Source organism: Scandinavium manionii (genome assembly GCF_024764775.1).
Taxonomy (GTDB): Bacteria; Pseudomonadota; Gammaproteobacteria; order Enterobacterales; family Enterobacteriaceae; genus Scandinavium; species Scandinavium manionii.
In genome coordinates this window covers 36,060-52,015 of record NZ_JALIGC010000030.1, presented here as the reverse complement: position 1 = coordinate 52,015, position 15,956 = coordinate 36,060, and the positions used below count along the sequence as shown (strand labels likewise).

Genomic DNA, 15,956 nt, shown 5'->3' with positions numbered 1-15,956 from the left:
ATGCATTTTCCGCGCCATTATTAAAATGGCTATTTATCAATGCATTAAAACTTCAGACATCTGTCATCGACATTAATGACGACAACAGATGACGGGCATCAGGCGTGAGGACCAGCAATGACGGAATCGCGTAGCATCAGTTCGCCAGGAAAGGATTGTTGCAGATGAAATTCACCGCCGTCGAGCATACAAATCAAGCGGTTGATGGTCTCTTCGATCATCTCGGTTACCGGGATTTTGACACTGGACAGGGCCGGAACGATGTAAGGCGCGAGGGCAATATCGTCAAAGCCAATCACCGACACCTGCTCTGGCACGCGCCAACCCGCAGTACTGAGCCGCTTGATAGCCCCGATGGCCATATCGTCGTTGCTCGCCACCAGCGCACTGAACGTAATCCCGCGCGACAATAGCGTTTCGACACCTATCGCACCGGTAGCGGGCGTCCATTTGCCTTCCGCAATCCACGCATCTCGTACCGGAATGCCGTTGTGCTCCAGTGCCGTTTTGTAGCCCGCGAGGCGTTCAATCCCGGTCGGTGAATCCAGCGAGCCGGTAATGAACGCGATATCGCGATGACCCATCGCAATCAGCCGCTCAACCGCCGCCTGGCTGGAAGCTTTTTGATCCGACCACACGCAGTGGCTGGCGTTACCGCGCAGTCGGCGATTCAACACCATAATCGGCCGATCGTGATCGTGGATGATCGCGTCCATCTCATCCGGCGTCAGAAAGCGCGGGTAGATGATGATCGCGTCGCAGCGCAGATCGAGCAGATACTGGATCGCCGCCCGCTCCTCTTCCGCGCTGTGCTTGCCATCGGCCAGGATCAGCTGTCGGCCCTGATCTTCGGTCAGACGCGCGGCGTGAAACAGCAGTTCACTGAAGTAGACGCCGTGATACAGGGTGTTCGTCACCACCAGGCCCAGGGTCTGACTTTTTTTGGTCGCCAGATTGCGCGCCAGCAAATTCGGGCGATACCCGCTTTCGCCGATCGCCTGATACACGCGGTCTTTGGTTTCCTGGCTGACGTAGCCATTCCCCGACAGCACGCGGGATACGGTGGCTTTCGACACGCCAGCGCGCTTCGCCACTTCCAGCATCGTTGCCATGTTGCTCATCCCCGATTTTTCGATGGCCGAAAGTTTACTTCAGCCCAGCAGAGATTGCAGCGATTTGTCCACAGTCAAGCCCCCGCCCCGGAACCGGGTCGGAAAAAAGGAGCTGTATTTATATTTACCTCAGTTATTTACTTGAATCATTAATAATGAAATGTTTTTGTTTCTTCGTGCGCATCAATTAATTCCACACGCACTTTTTATCATTTTATATTGCCTGTTTATTGTTAACGGAGAATACTGCCAAACGATTCAACAAGCACACGACCACTCACATTACATTTATACATACGACTAATGAATAAGGAGCATTCATTTGGCTGGCTTAACTTATTTAACGATCAATGGTAAAAGGCAAGGGTTGATATCAGAAGGTTGCCTCACTCAGAGCTCACTCGGTAATAAAGCACTGATTGCGCACCAAAACCAAATTTTTATCTTTTCTCTCTCGCACTCCCTTTCACGGGAACAAAATGTCAACCATCACAACCTCACCATTATAAAACCTGTTGATAAGGCATCTCCACTACTCGCAAATGCCATTTCAGAAAATGAATCCTTGAGTTGCGAGTTCGAATTTTATCGTACTGCTAAAGCTGGATGCATGGAACGTTACTATCTAATAAAACTAACTGAGGCTCGGGTAGCGGACTTCCACCTGCATATTCCCCACAACGTTCATCACAATGGCGAAGAACCGCAGGAAAGCGTTTCCTTTTCCTACAGGTCAATCACCTGGGAACATTGCATTGCTGGGACCAGCGCCTACAGCATTTGGGACGACAGGGTTTTTTAACCTTTTATCCATTAATAGGGAGAAATGAGCATGCCTGTTTTTAAAGGAAAGCCCGCAACATGGGCCGATTCAGTAGGAGGCGTATTACGCGGTGAACAGCGGATTAACCAGTGGGTACCTGATCATCCATATATAAACAATCTCCCGCATATGGAAGAACTGCTGGCGAAAAACACTCAGCATTTCATGTTGCTGACGCTGAATGAAGTCAGAGACATTCTGAGCGATCTGACAGGCATGGCGGATGACTTTTTCTCTTATAAGCTGGGCGGGGGCAACATTAAGGATATCTGGGACGGTAAAAACACTTTCGGTAATTTCACCAGCTATTTTAACGAAGCGGAACAGCTGAAATTCAATTTAAAAGGACTCGGCATTAAGGCGATCGCCTGCAAATATGGTGCCGAAACCTATATCAAAATCACCGGCTATCCCAGCGTGCGGCGTATTCTGAATGGCACCCGTTATAAGGCAAGTCATCCACAATTACTGGAACTGGGTATTGGCTGGCGAGGCGTGGCGCATACTGTTGTAAAAGGGATAAAATTCTGTGTTTACTTTTCACTGGCCTTTCGCGCGATAGAGTTGATGTTTAAAGACGAGTACACCCTCGTGGATTTCTTTGGTGATGTGATTATGGATACGGCGAAGACGTTGGTTTCTGCTGTGGTAGCGGGTCTCGTTGCAGGCAGTTTAATCACTTCAGCCCCCATTGTGATTACTGCAGGTATCGTTATTGTAATTGGCATCACTCTAAATATAGAGTTAAATAATCTCGATTCAACATTTGGATGGTCCCTCCAATTGAAGAAAGCGCTTCGCGAGTCATTCGCTGAACAGCAAAAAATCAGAAGCTGGAATATAAACCATATGAATAATGCAAACAACCCATTCCATCCGCAATGGAAAATTTAAAAATTGAATAATAATCTAATCCTTCTACTAAAGCAGATTGGCGCATGTATTTCGGTCCTTTTCGTCATAACAATCCTATGCTCACTGATCTATTTTTCTCTCAATCTTCCATACAAAGACATAACATCACCATTTACTTATGGAGACTATTTTTGGTTTGATGGTAGACGCCTTTCACTGTTAACTGCTGTTCCATTTTTAATTTATATAATATACTTTACACTTATAACAAAAGTATCTAAAAAAAAGAAATGGCATGAGCTTAGTGAAATCATTGGTAGCATTCTATCAATACTTTCCGTGGCACTATTAGCATTGTTGAACATCTTCTTTTTATTTGTATATTTATACATTGCCATTTTCACCCAGTACAAACCCTGTGAAGACCCAAAACTCAAACATTACTTCGTCACCGATTACGCCATCTGCAAAACCATAGTTAACAATGAATTCAATTAATGAGCGTTAGAAAAATCAGATTTTGACTACCTAAACTGCCTGAGTGCGCCCATCAGGCGGTCACCCGCCAGCCACGAATTCCCCCTCACTCAAACTCGATCTAAATCACAAAAATAAAATAGATCCCACCTCACTCTTGTTTCACCAATCCAATCTCTTCATGATTTTGTGGAACCGGTTTCCTATACAAATTCTAATCACAATAAGATGGATTGACCCGATGCCGAAAAATTATGCCGCGCTGGCCCGCGATGTAGTAGCCGCACTGGGCGGCGTTAACAACATCACCGCCGCGACCCATTGCATGACACGACTGCGTTTTGTGCTTAACGACCCCACTCTCGCCGATGCCGCAACGCTGAAAGCCCTCAAAGGTGTACTCGGCGTGGTACGCAGCGATAACCAGTGCCAGGTGATCATCGGCAACACCGTTTCTCAGGCCTACAAAGAAGTGATGAATCTGTTGCCGGGTAACCTGCAACCCGCTGTGGAACAGGGGCCGCAGAAATTGACCCTGCGTCGAATCGGCGCGGGCATTCTGGATGCGCTGATCGGCACCATGTCGCCGCTGATCCCGGCGATCATCGGCGGTTCGATGGTGAAACTGCTGGCGATGGTGCTGGAGATGTCCGGTGTGCTTCCCAAAGGCGCGCCGACGTTGACTATTCTGACGGTGATTGGCGATGGCGCATTCTTCTTCCTGCCACTGATGGTCGCCGCATCTGCCGCGGTAAAATTCAAAACCAACATGTCGCTGGCGATTGCCATTGCAGGCGTGCTGGTGCATCCGAGCTTTATTGAGCTGATGGCGAAAGCCGCCCAGGGCGAACACGTTGAGTTCGCATTCATTCCGGTGACGGCGGTGAAATACACCTATACGGTGATTCCGGCGCTGGTGATGACCTGGTGCCTGTCCTATATCGAGGTCTGGGTCGATAAAATCACGCCCGCGGTCACAAAAAACTTCCTCAAGCCAATGCTGATTGTGCTGATTGCCGCTCCGCTGGCTATCCTGTTGATTGGCCCGATTGGCATCTGGATCGGCAGCGGCATTTCCGCAGTGGTGTATACCGTTCACGGCTATCTTGGCTGGCTGTCAGTGGCGATTATGGGCGCACTGTGGCCACTGCTGGTGATGACCGGGATGCACCGCGTATTCACCCCAACCATCATTCAGACCATTGCCACCACCGGCAAAGAAGCGATGGTGATGCCGTCTGAAATTGGTGCCAACCTGTCGCTCGGTGGCTCATCGCTGGCGGTGGCGTGGAAAACCAAAAACCCGGAACTGCGCCAGACGGCGCTGGCCGCAGCGGCTTCTGCGATTCTGGCTGGCATTTCAGAACCGGCGCTGTATGGCGTGGCGATTCGCCTGAAACGTCCACTGATTGCAAGCCTGATAAGCGGTTTCATCTGTGGTGCCATTGCGGGTATCGCAGGCCTGGCGAGTCATTCGATGGCCGCTCCTGGGCTGTTTACCAGCGTACAGTTCTTTGACCCCGCCAACCCGATGACCATCGTCTGGGTGTTTGGCGTGATGGCGCTCGCAGTCGTGCTCTCCTTCGTGCTGACGCTGCTGCTGGGCTTTGAAGATATTCCGGTGGAAGAAAACCCTGCTGTCGACGGTGCCGAACAGGCGCGCAAAGCGCAAGGCATCGCCGCAACCGTTCAACCCTTACAAGCGAGGTAACGCATGTTTCCGAAAGGATTTTTATGGGGCGGCGCTCTGGCCGCTAACCAGTCTGAAGGCGCGTATCTGGAAGGCGGAAAAGGCCTGACCACTGTCGACACTATCCCGCACGGCGCCAACCGTATGCCGGTTAAACTGGGACTCGACAAGCGCTTTACCTTACGCGAGGACGAATACTATCCGAGTCACCAGGCGATCGATTTTTATCATCGCTATAAAGAAGACATCGCGTTGATGGCGGAGATGGGCTTCACGGTGTTCCGCACCTCGATTGCCTGGGCGCGTCTGTACCCAAACGGCGACGAATTAACGCCAAATGAAGAAGGCATCGCGTTCTACCGCGACCTGTTCGCCGAGTGCAGAAAATACAATATTGAGCCGCTGGTCACCCTGTGCCATTTCGACGTGCCTATGCACCTGGTGAAGGAATACGGCTCGTGGCGTAACCGTAAAATGGTGGAATTTTTCACTCGCTACGCCCGCACCTGCTTTGAAGCCTTCGACGGCCAGGTAAAATACTGGCTGACCTTCAATGAAATCAACATCATGTTGCACAGCCCCTACTCCGGGGCCGGGCTGGTGTTTGAAGAGGGTGAGAATCAGGAGCAGGTGAAATATCAGGCCGCGCACCACGAGCTGATTGCCAGCGCGCTGGCAACGAAAATTGCCCATGAGGTAAACTCGCAAAATCAGGTCGGCTGTATGCTGGCGGGCGGTAATTTTTATCCGTATTCCTGCAAGCCGGAAGACGTGTGGATGGCGCTGGAAAAGGACCGCGAAAACCTGTTCTTTATCGACGTGCAGGCCCGTGGCGCATACCCGGCCTACTCGGCCCGCGTGTTCCGTGAGAAAGGCGTGACCATCGAGAAAGCGCCGGGCGATGATGAAATTCTGAAGAACACCGTCGATTTTGTGTCGTTCAGCTATTACGCGTCACGCTGCGCCTCCGCGGATATGAACAGCAATAACACCAACGCGGCCAACATCGTCAAATCGCTGAAAAACCCGCATATCAAGGCCAGTGAATGGGGCTGGGGTATCGACCCGCTAGGCCTGCGTATCACCATGAACATGATGTATGACCGCTATCAGAAACCACTGTTCCTGGTGGAAAACGGGCTTGGCGCGAAAGACGTGGTGGAACCCAACGGCGAGATTAACGATGACTATCGCATCAGCTATTTACGCGAGCATATCCAGGCAATGGGTGAAGCTATCAATGACGGTATTCCGGTGATGGGTTACACCACCTGGGGCTGTATCGATCTGGTGGCGGCGTCGACCGGTGAGATGAGCAAGCGCTACGGCTTCGTGTATGTCGACCGTGACGACGCCGGGAACGGCACGCTGGCGCGTTCGCGCAAGAAATCGTTCTGGTGGTATAAGAAAGTGATCGCCAGTAACGGTGAAGATTTAGCGTAAAACATTGCCCGGTGGCGATAATGCTTACCGGGCCGACGCCTCATTACAGCCGCTCAAACCCGCCGTCACCGACCCACCCTTCCAGCCGCTGATATACCACTTCCGTCGCCGCTTTCACTTTCTCGGTCATCGGATAATAGAAGCCAACAATATCCGGCTGAATTCCGAGGAATATCACCTCGCCTGCATCCTCTTTCAACTGTTCAATCAGATAGTTGAGGGGCATGTTGTGCGTCGTCATCAGGAACATTTCCGCAATATCGTCAGGATCGACAATCCGGATGTCACCCGGTTCCAGCCCCATCTCAGTGGCATCAACAATCAACAAGCACTCCGGCTTCATTTCGCGAATCGCCGCCACTTCCCTTTCCGGCGCGCTGCCACCGTCCAGCACCTGCCAGTCCCCTTTTGGCGCTGCGGCACACATTTCCGCGAGTAGCGGCCCGGCGCCGTCGTCGCCCATCATGCTGTTACCGACACACAGTAATACGTTGGACACGCTTTTCTCCCAATAAAAAATGGTCTGAATGAGCAAACTACCCATTGATATCAACGAATGATCCTAAGGGGGTATCTTATATTGCACGCAGTCCGCAAATACTGATCTCAAATAGCATTGCAGATACATCATGCAACGCGGCAATTTCCCGAAAACAGGCTGAAGTGATGAATGACGTAAAGACGTTGAATGGCAAGAAAATAAGAACCATTCCCATTACTAATACGGAGTGGAATAATCAATTGATTGCCATGATCAATTCTGGCGTTGCACCTGAATTACTGGAGTTCTTTCATCAACTAAAGGATGAACGTGACGAATACCGCATTTTGGTGGATATCACCAACTCGGTACTCGCACACCTTGACCGGGAAGGTCTGGTCAGCGCTATCGCCCAGGACATCCACCGTTTCTTCGCTATTCCCTGTGTGTCGATAGCCTTTTTTGATGGCGAATCGTCAGACGCGTTTCCGGTCACCGCCTGCGGCTGGCACGATGACAGCCACCACTACTGCCAGCAAAAATCCTACCCGCTGGTGCAGAGCATACTGAAAAATGTGCTGGATAACGGGCAGCCTCAGGCCGTGGCATTGCACGAAAATCAAAACGATCCCTTGTTGCAGGATTTATTCTCTGCCGGTATGCAAGCCGCGTTGCTGCTGCCGCTGACGTTTAATACCCATTCACCCGGAATATTAATTCTCGCCCATACCGAGGTCAGTGCCTTTACACCGGCGGTATGTTCATTACTCGGACAAATTGCTTCACGTATCAGCATCGCGGTAGATAATGCCAATGCCTGGAATGAAATCACCCGGCTAAAAGATTCGTTAAAACAAGAAAATATCTGGCTCAATGAACAAATCCAGAATGTCGAAAGCCTGAACGATATTATTTATCAGAGCACGGTAATGAAAAATCTGCTGCGTCAGGTGGAAATGGTCGCCATGAGTGACAGCACCGTGTTGTTACTGGGCGAAACCGGCACCGGTAAAGAACTTATCGCCCGCGCGATTCATAAACTCAGTCAGCGTACCAGCAAGCCACTGGTAAAAATGAACTGTGCGGCGATACCGGCAAGCCTGCTGGAAAGCGATCTCTTCGGTCATGAAAAAGGGGCGTTTACCGGCGCCACCAGTACTCACATCGGGCGATTTGAAATGGCCGATGGCGGCACGCTGTTCCTCGATGAAATAGGTGATATGCCGCTTGAACTTCAGCCAAAACTGCTGCGCGTGTTGCAGGAGCGTGAAGTGGAACGCCTCGGCGGCAGCAAAGTTATCCCGGTAAACGTCCGAATGATCGCTGCCACCAATCGCGATTTGCATCAAATGGTTCAGGATCGCGAATTTCGCAGCGATCTGTTTTACCGCCTGAACGTTTTCCCGATTGTGATCCCGCCGCTGCGTGAGCGGCCAGAAGATATCCCACTGCTCGCCATCGGGTTCACTCAGAAGCTGGCGGCGCGGATGAACAAAAATATCGATACCATTCCCGCCGCGTCACTTCAGGCGCTGTGCCAGTATCCGTGGCCGGGCAACGTGCGTGAATTGCAAAACGTGATTGAACGCGCGGTGATCCTCACCCAGGGCAACACGCTGAATTTGCAGCTCAACGATTTGAAAATACCATCGTCAACGGCGCAAGCAACCCGCGTTCAGGCCGCCACCATCAAACTGCCGCCAATGTTTAACCCGCAAACGCCGGAAACGGATGAGGGAGAACGGGAACGGATAATCCAGGCATTGCGGGAAACCAACGGGATTGTCGCGGGGCCAAAAGGGGCGGCGCAGAAACTGGGGCTGAAGCGAACGACGCTGCTGTCGAGAATGCAGCGTCTGGGGATTAACACGCGGGATCTGTAACAGCCCCCCGCGCGGTGATCACGCAAGCTGGCGTTTGACGATCAGATAGATAGCCGGTTCACGTTCGATCTCAGCCAGCAGTTCAATCAACCGCAGGCTCCAGCTTTTATACGGCTCATCGCCGCTAAGGCTCAGCGGCGACAGCGCATTGGCCAGCAGCGACGTGTGCGTGGAATCAATGGTGATTTCCCCAAACGTCAGCAGGCCACGCAGCTTACGACGCGCATCCCCCACCGGCAGCTGTTTCAGCCATTCCGTGTAGCCTTCCAGCGGGCATTCCAGCTCCGTTTTCAGACAGTCGATCATGCCGACATGATGGCCGATCGCCAGCGAGTAATACATGACCTGTTGGCTTTCAGCGGGCATGTCTTCATCGCTGTCGACGAACTTCTGGCGCAGCGACCAGAACGTCACTTTTCCGATGTCGCTCACGCCATCACCTCCCCGGCAATCACCGCCATCAGCGTATTCACAATTTCCGTCAGCCGCGGATCGTTCTCTTTATGCAGCCAGACGGAGACATCATGCGCCGCCTGCTGCGGCTGCTTATGCTGAATGAGCGACAGTAGACTCAGGCTGATATCGCCGCCCTGCCGATAACCCGCCATTCTTCGCGCTTCACGCTCAACGGACACCCGCAACTGCAGCGGGACATCAGGCAGGATCAGCGCTGGCTTTTCACTTTCGCCCTGCACGTGTTCAACGCCTTTCAGCTTTTGCTCCAGCAAACCGAGCGCCACGGCAAACCCGTGGATCGTCGCCGCAGGCGTTGGCGGACAGCCGGGGATCCACACATCAACCGGCACGATAGTATCGCTGCCGCCCCAGACGCAGTAGAGATCGTGGAAAATCCCACCCCCGACGCCGCACGCCCCGTAGGAAATGCAGATTTTCGGATCCGGTGCCGATTCATAGGCGCGTAACGCCGGGACGCGCATCGCACGGGTCACCGCCCCGGTAAACAGCAAAATATCGGCATGACGCGGGGAAGCCACCACTTTGATACCAAAACGCTCGGCATCGAACACCGGGGTGATCGCTGAGAAAATCTCGATCTCGCATCCGTTGCAACCACCGCAGTCCACGCGATATACGTAAGCTGAACGCTTGATGTCTTTCAGCAGCGTCTGTTTCATGCGCGCCGCGTCGTCTGCCAGGGTTATCGGCTGGCTGGCGTGATGATTAAACTCGCTCATGGCTTTTCTCCGCACCGATTGAACTGAACATCTGCCGATCGTGCTGGCTCAACGTCCGCTGGCGTTTGCAGGCTGGGCAGGTCGTAAACTGCGCGCTCATGCCTGCCAGCGCCTCGTCGCTCATGCCGGACTGCCGCAGCAGCTCAACCGCATACTGCGCCGATTTCTCCGGGGTGTACGGCAGCTTGCATACATCACAGTGCTGCAAACGAAACACTGCTTTGACGTACAAATCAGCTTTGTTAGTCACCGCCAGTTCGAAATCATTGGTCAGGCGGATCGCTTTCGTCGGGCACACTTCTTCACAGCGACCGCAAAAAATGCAGCGCCCGATGAACAGCTGCCAGATCCGCTCGTTGCTTTCCGGATGCGTTTCCATCGTCAGCGCATTCGCCGGACACGCCATGGTGCACGCCGCGCAGGCGATACACTGTTGCGGGTCAAGCTCCGGCCTGCCGCGAAAATCGGGGCTGATGTCCAGCGGTGCAAACGGGTATTTAACCGTAGGTTCGCCCGCTTTCAGGATAGTTTTAAACAGTTTCAGCATCGTTTAATCCTTACTTGATCGGCGAGTGTTTACGCTCAATGCTATAGCGTTCGATCTCTTTATACGGCACGGTGGTGGACTTGCGTTTGCGAACATCCACCAGCGTGACGCGGTCGGTGCAGGAGTAGCAGGGATCGAGGCTACCGATGATCAGCGGCGCATCGGAAATGGTGTTCCCGCGCAGTATGTAGCGCAGCACCGGCCAGTTGGCGTAGGTCGCCGCGCGGCAACGCCAGCGGAACAGCTTCTGGTTGTCACCGAGCATGCTCCAGTGAACGTCTTCCCCGCGTGGAGCTTCCACGTAACCGAGCGCAAATTTGTTCGGCTGATAGGTGAAACCTTCGGTCAGCAGCGGGCCGTTGCCCATGGTATCCAGCGCGTATTCAATCATCGCTAGCGAGTCGAATGTCTCTTTCACGCGCACCATCACGCGGGAGAACACGTCGCCGCCATCATAGGCAAACAGGGTTTTCGGCAGATTGCCGTAATCGGAATACGGGTGGTCAAAACGCATATCGCGTTTGAAACCACTGCCGCGGATCAGCGGCCCAACCGGGCTGTAATCGCGCGCCACCTGGCGGTCGAGAATGCCGACCCCTTGCGTACGCTGGGCGATGTTCGGGGTGGACAACAGCATGTCGACCAGCTGCGTCACTTCTGCTCGCATCTCGCGCACCAGCTGGATGGTTTTAATTCGCTGCTCTTTTAGGATATCGCGACGGATGCCGCCAATCAGGTTCAGACCGTAGGTTTTACGCGAGCCGGTTAACAGCTCTGCCATTTGCATGGATTTTTCACGCACGCGGAAAAACTGCATGAAGCCGGTATCAAACCCGACAAAGTGGCTCGACAGCCCAATGTTCAGTAGGTGGCTGTGCAGGCGTTCCACTTCCAGCAGAATGGAACGAATAGTGTGCGCACGCTGTGGTACCACGATGCCCAGCGCATTTTCGACTGAGGTGGTGTAAGCCACGCTGTGCGCAAACCCGCAGATGCCGCACACGCGGTCGGACAGGAACGTCACTTCGTTGTAGCCCATGCGGGTTTCGGCCAGTTTTTCCATGCCGCGATGCACGTAGAACAATCGGTAGTCGGCATCGACAATGGTTTCGCCGTCAACGAACAGGCGGAAGTGGCCCGGTTCATCCGAGGTAATGTGCATCGGGCCAATCGGCACCACGCGCGCTTTGCTGTCGCCGTCGTTGATGAACGGATAGGTTTCCGTTTCTGTGGTCGGCGCCGGGCGCTGGCGATAGTCCATGGCATCTTTGCGCAGCGGGTACATTTCGTCAGGCCAGTCATCCGGCAGCACCAGGCGACGCTCGTCCGGCAGACCAATCGGTTTCAGGCCATACATATCGCGAATTTCACGCTCGCCCCACACCGCCGCAGGTACGCGTGGGGTCACGGACGGAAACTCAAGCGAGTGATCGACCAGGCCTTTTACCACCACCCAGCACTTCTCGCCTTCTTCCATCGACATCGCGTAGTAGACCGCGAAGTGACCATTGAGCGTGCGCTCATCATTGCCAAACAGCACCGGCAGCCAGCCGCCGCAGCCGTAATAGAGAAATTCAACGATTTCCGGCAGATGGCCAATTTTGACGGTGATCGTCACCTGATCGTTAGTCTGTCGCTCTTCTTCAAGCACCGCGCCGGGGAATTTTTCCCGTACCGCCGCCAGATAACCCAAACCGCGTACATCGCCCTGCGCGAGGCCGTTCATATATTGTTGATAACTCACTTCGTTTCTCCAGCGCACTCGCGGGTGCAAAGACTGTGGTTAGCGGCTGCGGCAGTTTTACCCGCCCACGGCCACTGAAATTCTTGCTGCGGGGACTGATGCATTACAATCGACGCGGCATTTTCCAGCAGGCGGCTGACCGGCTGCGGAATGTGGGTGCCCATCACCAGCATCAGCACCAGCAAAATGGCCATCGGTAAAGTCGTCAGCAGACCCAGCTCGCCACGGCTGGTCGCTTCCGGCGCGCTGCCGAACAGCAGACAGGCGATCATGCGAACCAGCCCACCCAGCACGACGGTTAACAACAGCAGCAGGCCAATTGTCAGCCAGATATGTCCGGCGGCCAGACCTGCCGTTACCACCATAAACTCACTCAGGAAGACGTTGAATGGCGGCATTCCGCCGAGCGCCAGCGCGCCAGCAGCCAGCAGCACCGCGCTGAACGGCATCAGTTTAAGCATGCCGCGCACCACGCCGAGGTCGCGGGTACCGTACTTCAACAGCACGTTACCGGAACCGCAAAACAGCAGCGTTTTCGCCAGGCTGTGATTGAGCGTATGCAGCAGCGCCGCCAACACGCCAAGCGGACCACCGATACCAAGCGCCACGGCGATGAGCCCCATGTTTTCCACGCTGGAATAAGCCAGAAGCCGTTTCACGTCCTGCTGAACCAGAATGAAAAATGCCGCCACCGCGACGGACAGCAGGCCGAATATCACCAGCAGCGTGTTGGTGAACGAGGAGCCAATCGACTGGGTGATGATGATATGGAAGCGGATAATCACCAGCAGCGCACAGTTGAGCAGCACGGCTGACAGCAAGGCGCTGGTTGGGCTCGGCGCTTCACTGTGGGCGTCCGGCAGCCAGGCATGCATCGGGAACAGCCCAGTTTTGGTACCAAAGCCAATCAGCACGAACACAAACGCCAGATGCATCAGCGTCGGGTCAAGCTGACTGGCGTGTTTCAGCACTTCACTCCAGAAAATAGCGTTGTGTGGATCCGGCATGAAACTAGCGGCATTGGCGTACACCAAAATGGTGCCGAACAGACCGAACGCCACGCCAACGGTACAAATGATGATGTACTTCCACGCCGCTTCCAAAGACGAGCGCTGACCGTAAATTCCCACCAGAAATGCTGAGCTGAGCGTGGTGGCTTCAATCGCCGCCCACATCACAATCAGGTTGTTACTGGTCACAACCAGCATCATGGTGAACAAAAACAGGTGGAAGAAGCCGTAGTAGTTGCACAGCGTGGTGACGGAAATCTCGCCTTCGTCGACCTCGTGGCGCATATAGCCCATCGAGTAGAGGCCGGTAAGAAAACCGATAATCCCGAGGATCGCCAGAAACAGCGCACTCAGACTGTCGAGATGCAGCCACAGATTGGGGGAGAACATCTCGCCCTGGCGATAAACCAGCGCCACGGCATACAGTGTCACCCCTAACAGCGTAACAATGCCCACGCCGTGTAGCAGCGTGACCGCCACACGGGAGGCCGCGCCGAAACGCTGGCAGGCAAACGCCAGCAGCGAAAGCACCAGCGGCGTCAGCAGTAACAAGGTGAAAATTGCAGAATGACTCATTGTGTTATCCCTTCAGCGCCGTCAGTTGATTGACATCCAGCGTGCCGAGCGTGCGCCAGATTTTTCTCACCAGCAGCACCATGACGATCACCGCGAAAATCGCGTCGGTGGCGATCCCAATCTCCACCAGCTCCGGCGCTTTATTCGCCAGCAGCGCCAGCACCAGATGCGACCCGTTTTCCATCAGGCAGTAACCAAACACCTGCTTAAGAATGTTGCGTTGGGTCACGATGCACAGCAGCCCCAACAGGAAGTGGCCGAGCGCCACCGCCAGTGCGGGCTTCAACCCTTGCAGCAGCGGAAGCTGTACCGGGCGCACCACCAGCCAGCACAGCACCACAATCACTGCGGCGGCCAGCATCAGCAGAACCGGGCTAATCAGGCTGGCATCGGCCTGTGGGTCGTTGAGCTTGCGCAGCGCAAACCCCATTATCAGCGGCACCAGAATGACTTTGGTCAGCAGCGCACTGAAGGACCACATCAACAGTTGTTCCGAATCCAGCGTGCGCGAGAGGGTGAAGAAAATCAGCACCAGCACCAGCGATTGCAGGGCGTAGCACCAGCAGGCTCCGCGCGGATGCTTCGCACCAATCACCAGCAGCGACGTCACCATCATCAGCCCGGCGAGATTATTTACGAGTAAGGCTCCGGTCATCGTCGTCTCCTTAATTAAGCCACATCGCGGCAATCACGCTGGAAACCAGCGACATGATTACCAGCACGACCAAAACAGCACGCATCGCCCACGGAAGCGGCGCCATCTGCGCCACTTCCGGGCTCTGCTCCCCTGGGACTACGCGACCAAACCAGTAAATCAACCAGGCAAAACTTGCTACCGATTCCACCAGCGCCAGCACCATTACCGGGATCAGCTCCCAGTGTTCAGTTGAGAGCGTGAAGCCCGCGGCAAAGACCGGGAATTTACTGAAGAAGCCGTTGAACGGCGGCACACCGGCAATCGCCAGCGCGGCCACGCAGAAACCGATGCCGAGCAGTGGCGACTTGCTCATCACCCCACGCAGCTTCGGCAGCAAGCGGGTCCCGCAGCTGTAGCTGAACGCACCCGCCACCAGGAAGAACAGGCTTTTGGCAAAGGCATGGTTGAAGATGTAGGCAATGCCGCCGTCGAGGGCCTGTTTTGAGCCCAGCGCCGCCATCGATAACGCAAGGAACATCCACGCCAGTTGGGTAATGGTTGACCACGCCAGCAGGCGTTTCATATCCTTCTGCGGCAGGTACATCAGGAAGCCGTACACCATCGTAATGGTTGCCATCACGATGCCCACCCAGCCAATCACGTGCGGTACGTTGCCGCCTTCCAGAATGGCGCGGGCAAAGATGTAAACGCCCACTTTCACCATCGACGCGGCATGTAAGTAAGCACTGACTGGGGTCGGGGCTTCCATCGCATCCGGCAGCCAGGCCTGCATCGGCAGCTGGGCAGATTTACCCCAGGCTGCGAACAGGATCCCGCCGTAAACGATGTAGCTGGCGCTGCCCTGCAACTGGCTTAACGCACTCAGTGCGAAGGTACCGGTGTTGATGAACAGCGTCGCCGCGGCGAGATACAACCCGAGAGATGCCACATGGGTAATCAGCAGCGCTTTCATCGCTGAACGTTGCGATTTCTGCGTCTGGTAATAGCCAATCAGCGCCCAGGAACAGCCGCCGGTAATTTCGAAGAACAGCAGCTGACCGAGCAGCGTGGACGACAGCACCAGCCCCGCCATCGCGCCAATAAAAATCAGCAGGAAGGCGTAGTAGCGGTTATCTCCGTCGTGCGGATGTTCGCGGTTGCCCGTCGTCAGATAGCCCGTGGAATACAGGCTCACCAACAGGCCGAGGAACACCACCGCAAATGCAATCAGGGTGCTTATCCGGTCAACGGTGAAACCAAACAGCGCCACGCCGTGATAGCTCACCAGCGTATAAGTGGTGTCGGTTTTGCCACCTGCGAGGAACTGCCAGCCCAGCACCACGGTGCCAAGCGTGGCCAGCAACGCAAATACGGTGCAGATATTTTTCGCCTGTTGCTTCGGCGCACAGGCCGTCAGCAGCGCGCCGACGAACGGCACCAGCAGGGTCGTCAGAGCGATATTTTCCATCATTTCACTGGGCT

The 15,956-nt window shown here is 54.4% G+C and carries 14 protein-coding genes; 5 read left to right on the top strand and 9 right to left on the bottom strand.

The features are described from left to right. Positions 1 to 98: 98 nt before the first annotated feature. The gene (locus MUU51_RS02140; protein ID WP_159775773.1) at positions 99 to 1,112 is read right to left on the bottom strand and encodes a LacI family DNA-binding transcriptional regulator; all 1,014 of its coding nucleotides are present in this window, start codon (positions 1,110 to 1,112) and stop codon (positions 99 to 101) included. Positions 1,113 to 1,434: 322 nt separating this feature from the next. On the opposite strand from MUU51_RS02140, the gene MUU51_RS02135 reads away from it, so the two are divergent. The 4 genes from MUU51_RS02135 (at position 1,435) to MUU51_RS02120 (ending at position 6,400) form a co-directional block, all read left to right on the top strand. Beyond that, entirely contained in the window at positions 1,435 to 1,914 is a 480-nt protein-coding gene (locus MUU51_RS02135) for an Hcp family type VI secretion system effector (protein ID WP_258966994.1), read from the top strand. Between the two features lie 30 nt (positions 1,915 to 1,944). Further along, the gene (locus tag MUU51_RS02130) at positions 1,945 to 2,829 is read left to right on the top strand and encodes a hypothetical protein (RefSeq protein WP_258966993.1); all 885 of its coding nucleotides are present in this window, start codon (positions 1,945 to 1,947) and stop codon (positions 2,827 to 2,829) included. A 679-nt stretch (positions 2,830 to 3,508) separates the two neighbouring features. Further along, positions 3,509 to 4,978 (top strand): PTS cellobiose/arbutin/salicin transporter subunit IIBC, encoded by a 1,470-nt coding sequence (gene ascF / locus MUU51_RS02125; RefSeq protein ID WP_258966992.1) that lies wholly within the window; start codon positions 3,509 to 3,511, stop codon positions 4,976 to 4,978. Between the two features lie 3 nt (positions 4,979 to 4,981). Then, a complete protein-coding gene (locus MUU51_RS02120) occupies positions 4,982 to 6,400 on the top strand; it encodes a 6-phospho-beta-glucosidase (RefSeq protein WP_258966991.1) in 1,419 nt (472 codons plus the stop codon). Positions 6,401 to 6,443: 43 nt separating this feature from the next. Here MUU51_RS02120 and hycI read toward each other — a convergent pair whose 3' ends face one another. Further along, positions 6,444 to 6,899 carry a hydrogenase maturation peptidase HycI gene (gene hycI / locus MUU51_RS02115; RefSeq protein ID WP_159775779.1) on the bottom strand — a complete coding sequence of 152 codons (456 nt, stop codon included), beginning with the start codon at positions 6,897 to 6,899 and terminating at the stop codon, positions 6,444 to 6,446. Positions 6,900 to 7,150: 251 nt separating this feature from the next. Between hycI and MUU51_RS02110 the strand changes: the two genes are divergently transcribed. Beyond that, positions 7,151 to 8,764 (top strand): sigma 54-interacting transcriptional regulator, encoded by a 1,614-nt coding sequence (locus MUU51_RS02110; RefSeq protein ID WP_258967024.1) that lies wholly within the window; start codon positions 7,151 to 7,153, stop codon positions 8,762 to 8,764. A gap of 18 nt (positions 8,765 to 8,782) precedes the next feature. On the opposite strand, the gene MUU51_RS02105 is transcribed toward MUU51_RS02110, so the two are convergent. The 7 genes from MUU51_RS02105 to MUU51_RS02075 are packed head-to-tail and all read right to left on the bottom strand — an operon-like array spanning position 8,783 to position 15,942. Then, positions 8,783 to 9,196, bottom strand: a complete 414-nt coding sequence (locus MUU51_RS02105) for a formate hydrogenlyase maturation HycH family protein (RefSeq protein ID WP_159775783.1) — start codon at positions 9,194 to 9,196, stop codon at positions 8,783 to 8,785. After that, the gene (locus MUU51_RS02100) at positions 9,193 to 9,960 is read right to left on the bottom strand and encodes an NADH-quinone oxidoreductase subunit B family protein (RefSeq protein WP_258966990.1); all 768 of its coding nucleotides are present in this window, start codon (positions 9,958 to 9,960) and stop codon (positions 9,193 to 9,195) included. Before MUU51_RS02100 ends, MUU51_RS02105 begins: the two co-directional genes overlap by 4 nt. Then, complete coding sequence (gene hyfH / locus MUU51_RS02095) at positions 9,947 to 10,507, bottom strand: hydrogenase 4 subunit H (RefSeq protein ID WP_258966989.1); 561 nt, start codon at positions 10,505 to 10,507, stop codon at positions 9,947 to 9,949. Before hyfH ends, MUU51_RS02100 begins: the two co-directional genes overlap by 14 nt. A gap of 10 nt (positions 10,508 to 10,517) precedes the next feature. Then, on the bottom strand, positions 10,518 to 12,251 hold the full coding sequence (locus MUU51_RS02090) for an NADH-quinone oxidoreductase subunit D-related protein (protein WP_309582913.1): 1,734 nt from the start codon (positions 12,249 to 12,251) through the stop codon (positions 10,518 to 10,520). Then, positions 12,248 to 13,837, bottom strand: coding sequence for a hydrogenase 4 subunit F (locus MUU51_RS02085; protein WP_258966988.1), 1,590 nt, complete (start codon positions 13,835 to 13,837; stop codon positions 12,248 to 12,250). The genes MUU51_RS02090 and MUU51_RS02085 overlap by 4 nt, the downstream gene beginning before the upstream one ends. A gap of 4 nt (positions 13,838 to 13,841) precedes the next feature. Next, positions 13,842 to 14,492, bottom strand: coding sequence for a hydrogenase 4 membrane subunit (gene hyfE / locus MUU51_RS02080; protein ID WP_159775808.1), 651 nt, complete (start codon positions 14,490 to 14,492; stop codon positions 13,842 to 13,844). Positions 14,493 to 14,502: 10 nt separating this feature from the next. Continuing rightward, positions 14,503 to 15,942 carry a hydrogenase 4 subunit D gene (locus MUU51_RS02075; protein ID WP_258967022.1) on the bottom strand — a complete coding sequence of 480 codons (1,440 nt, stop codon included), beginning with the start codon at positions 15,940 to 15,942 and terminating at the stop codon, positions 14,503 to 14,505. Between the last annotated feature and the right edge of the window lie 14 nt (positions 15,943 to 15,956).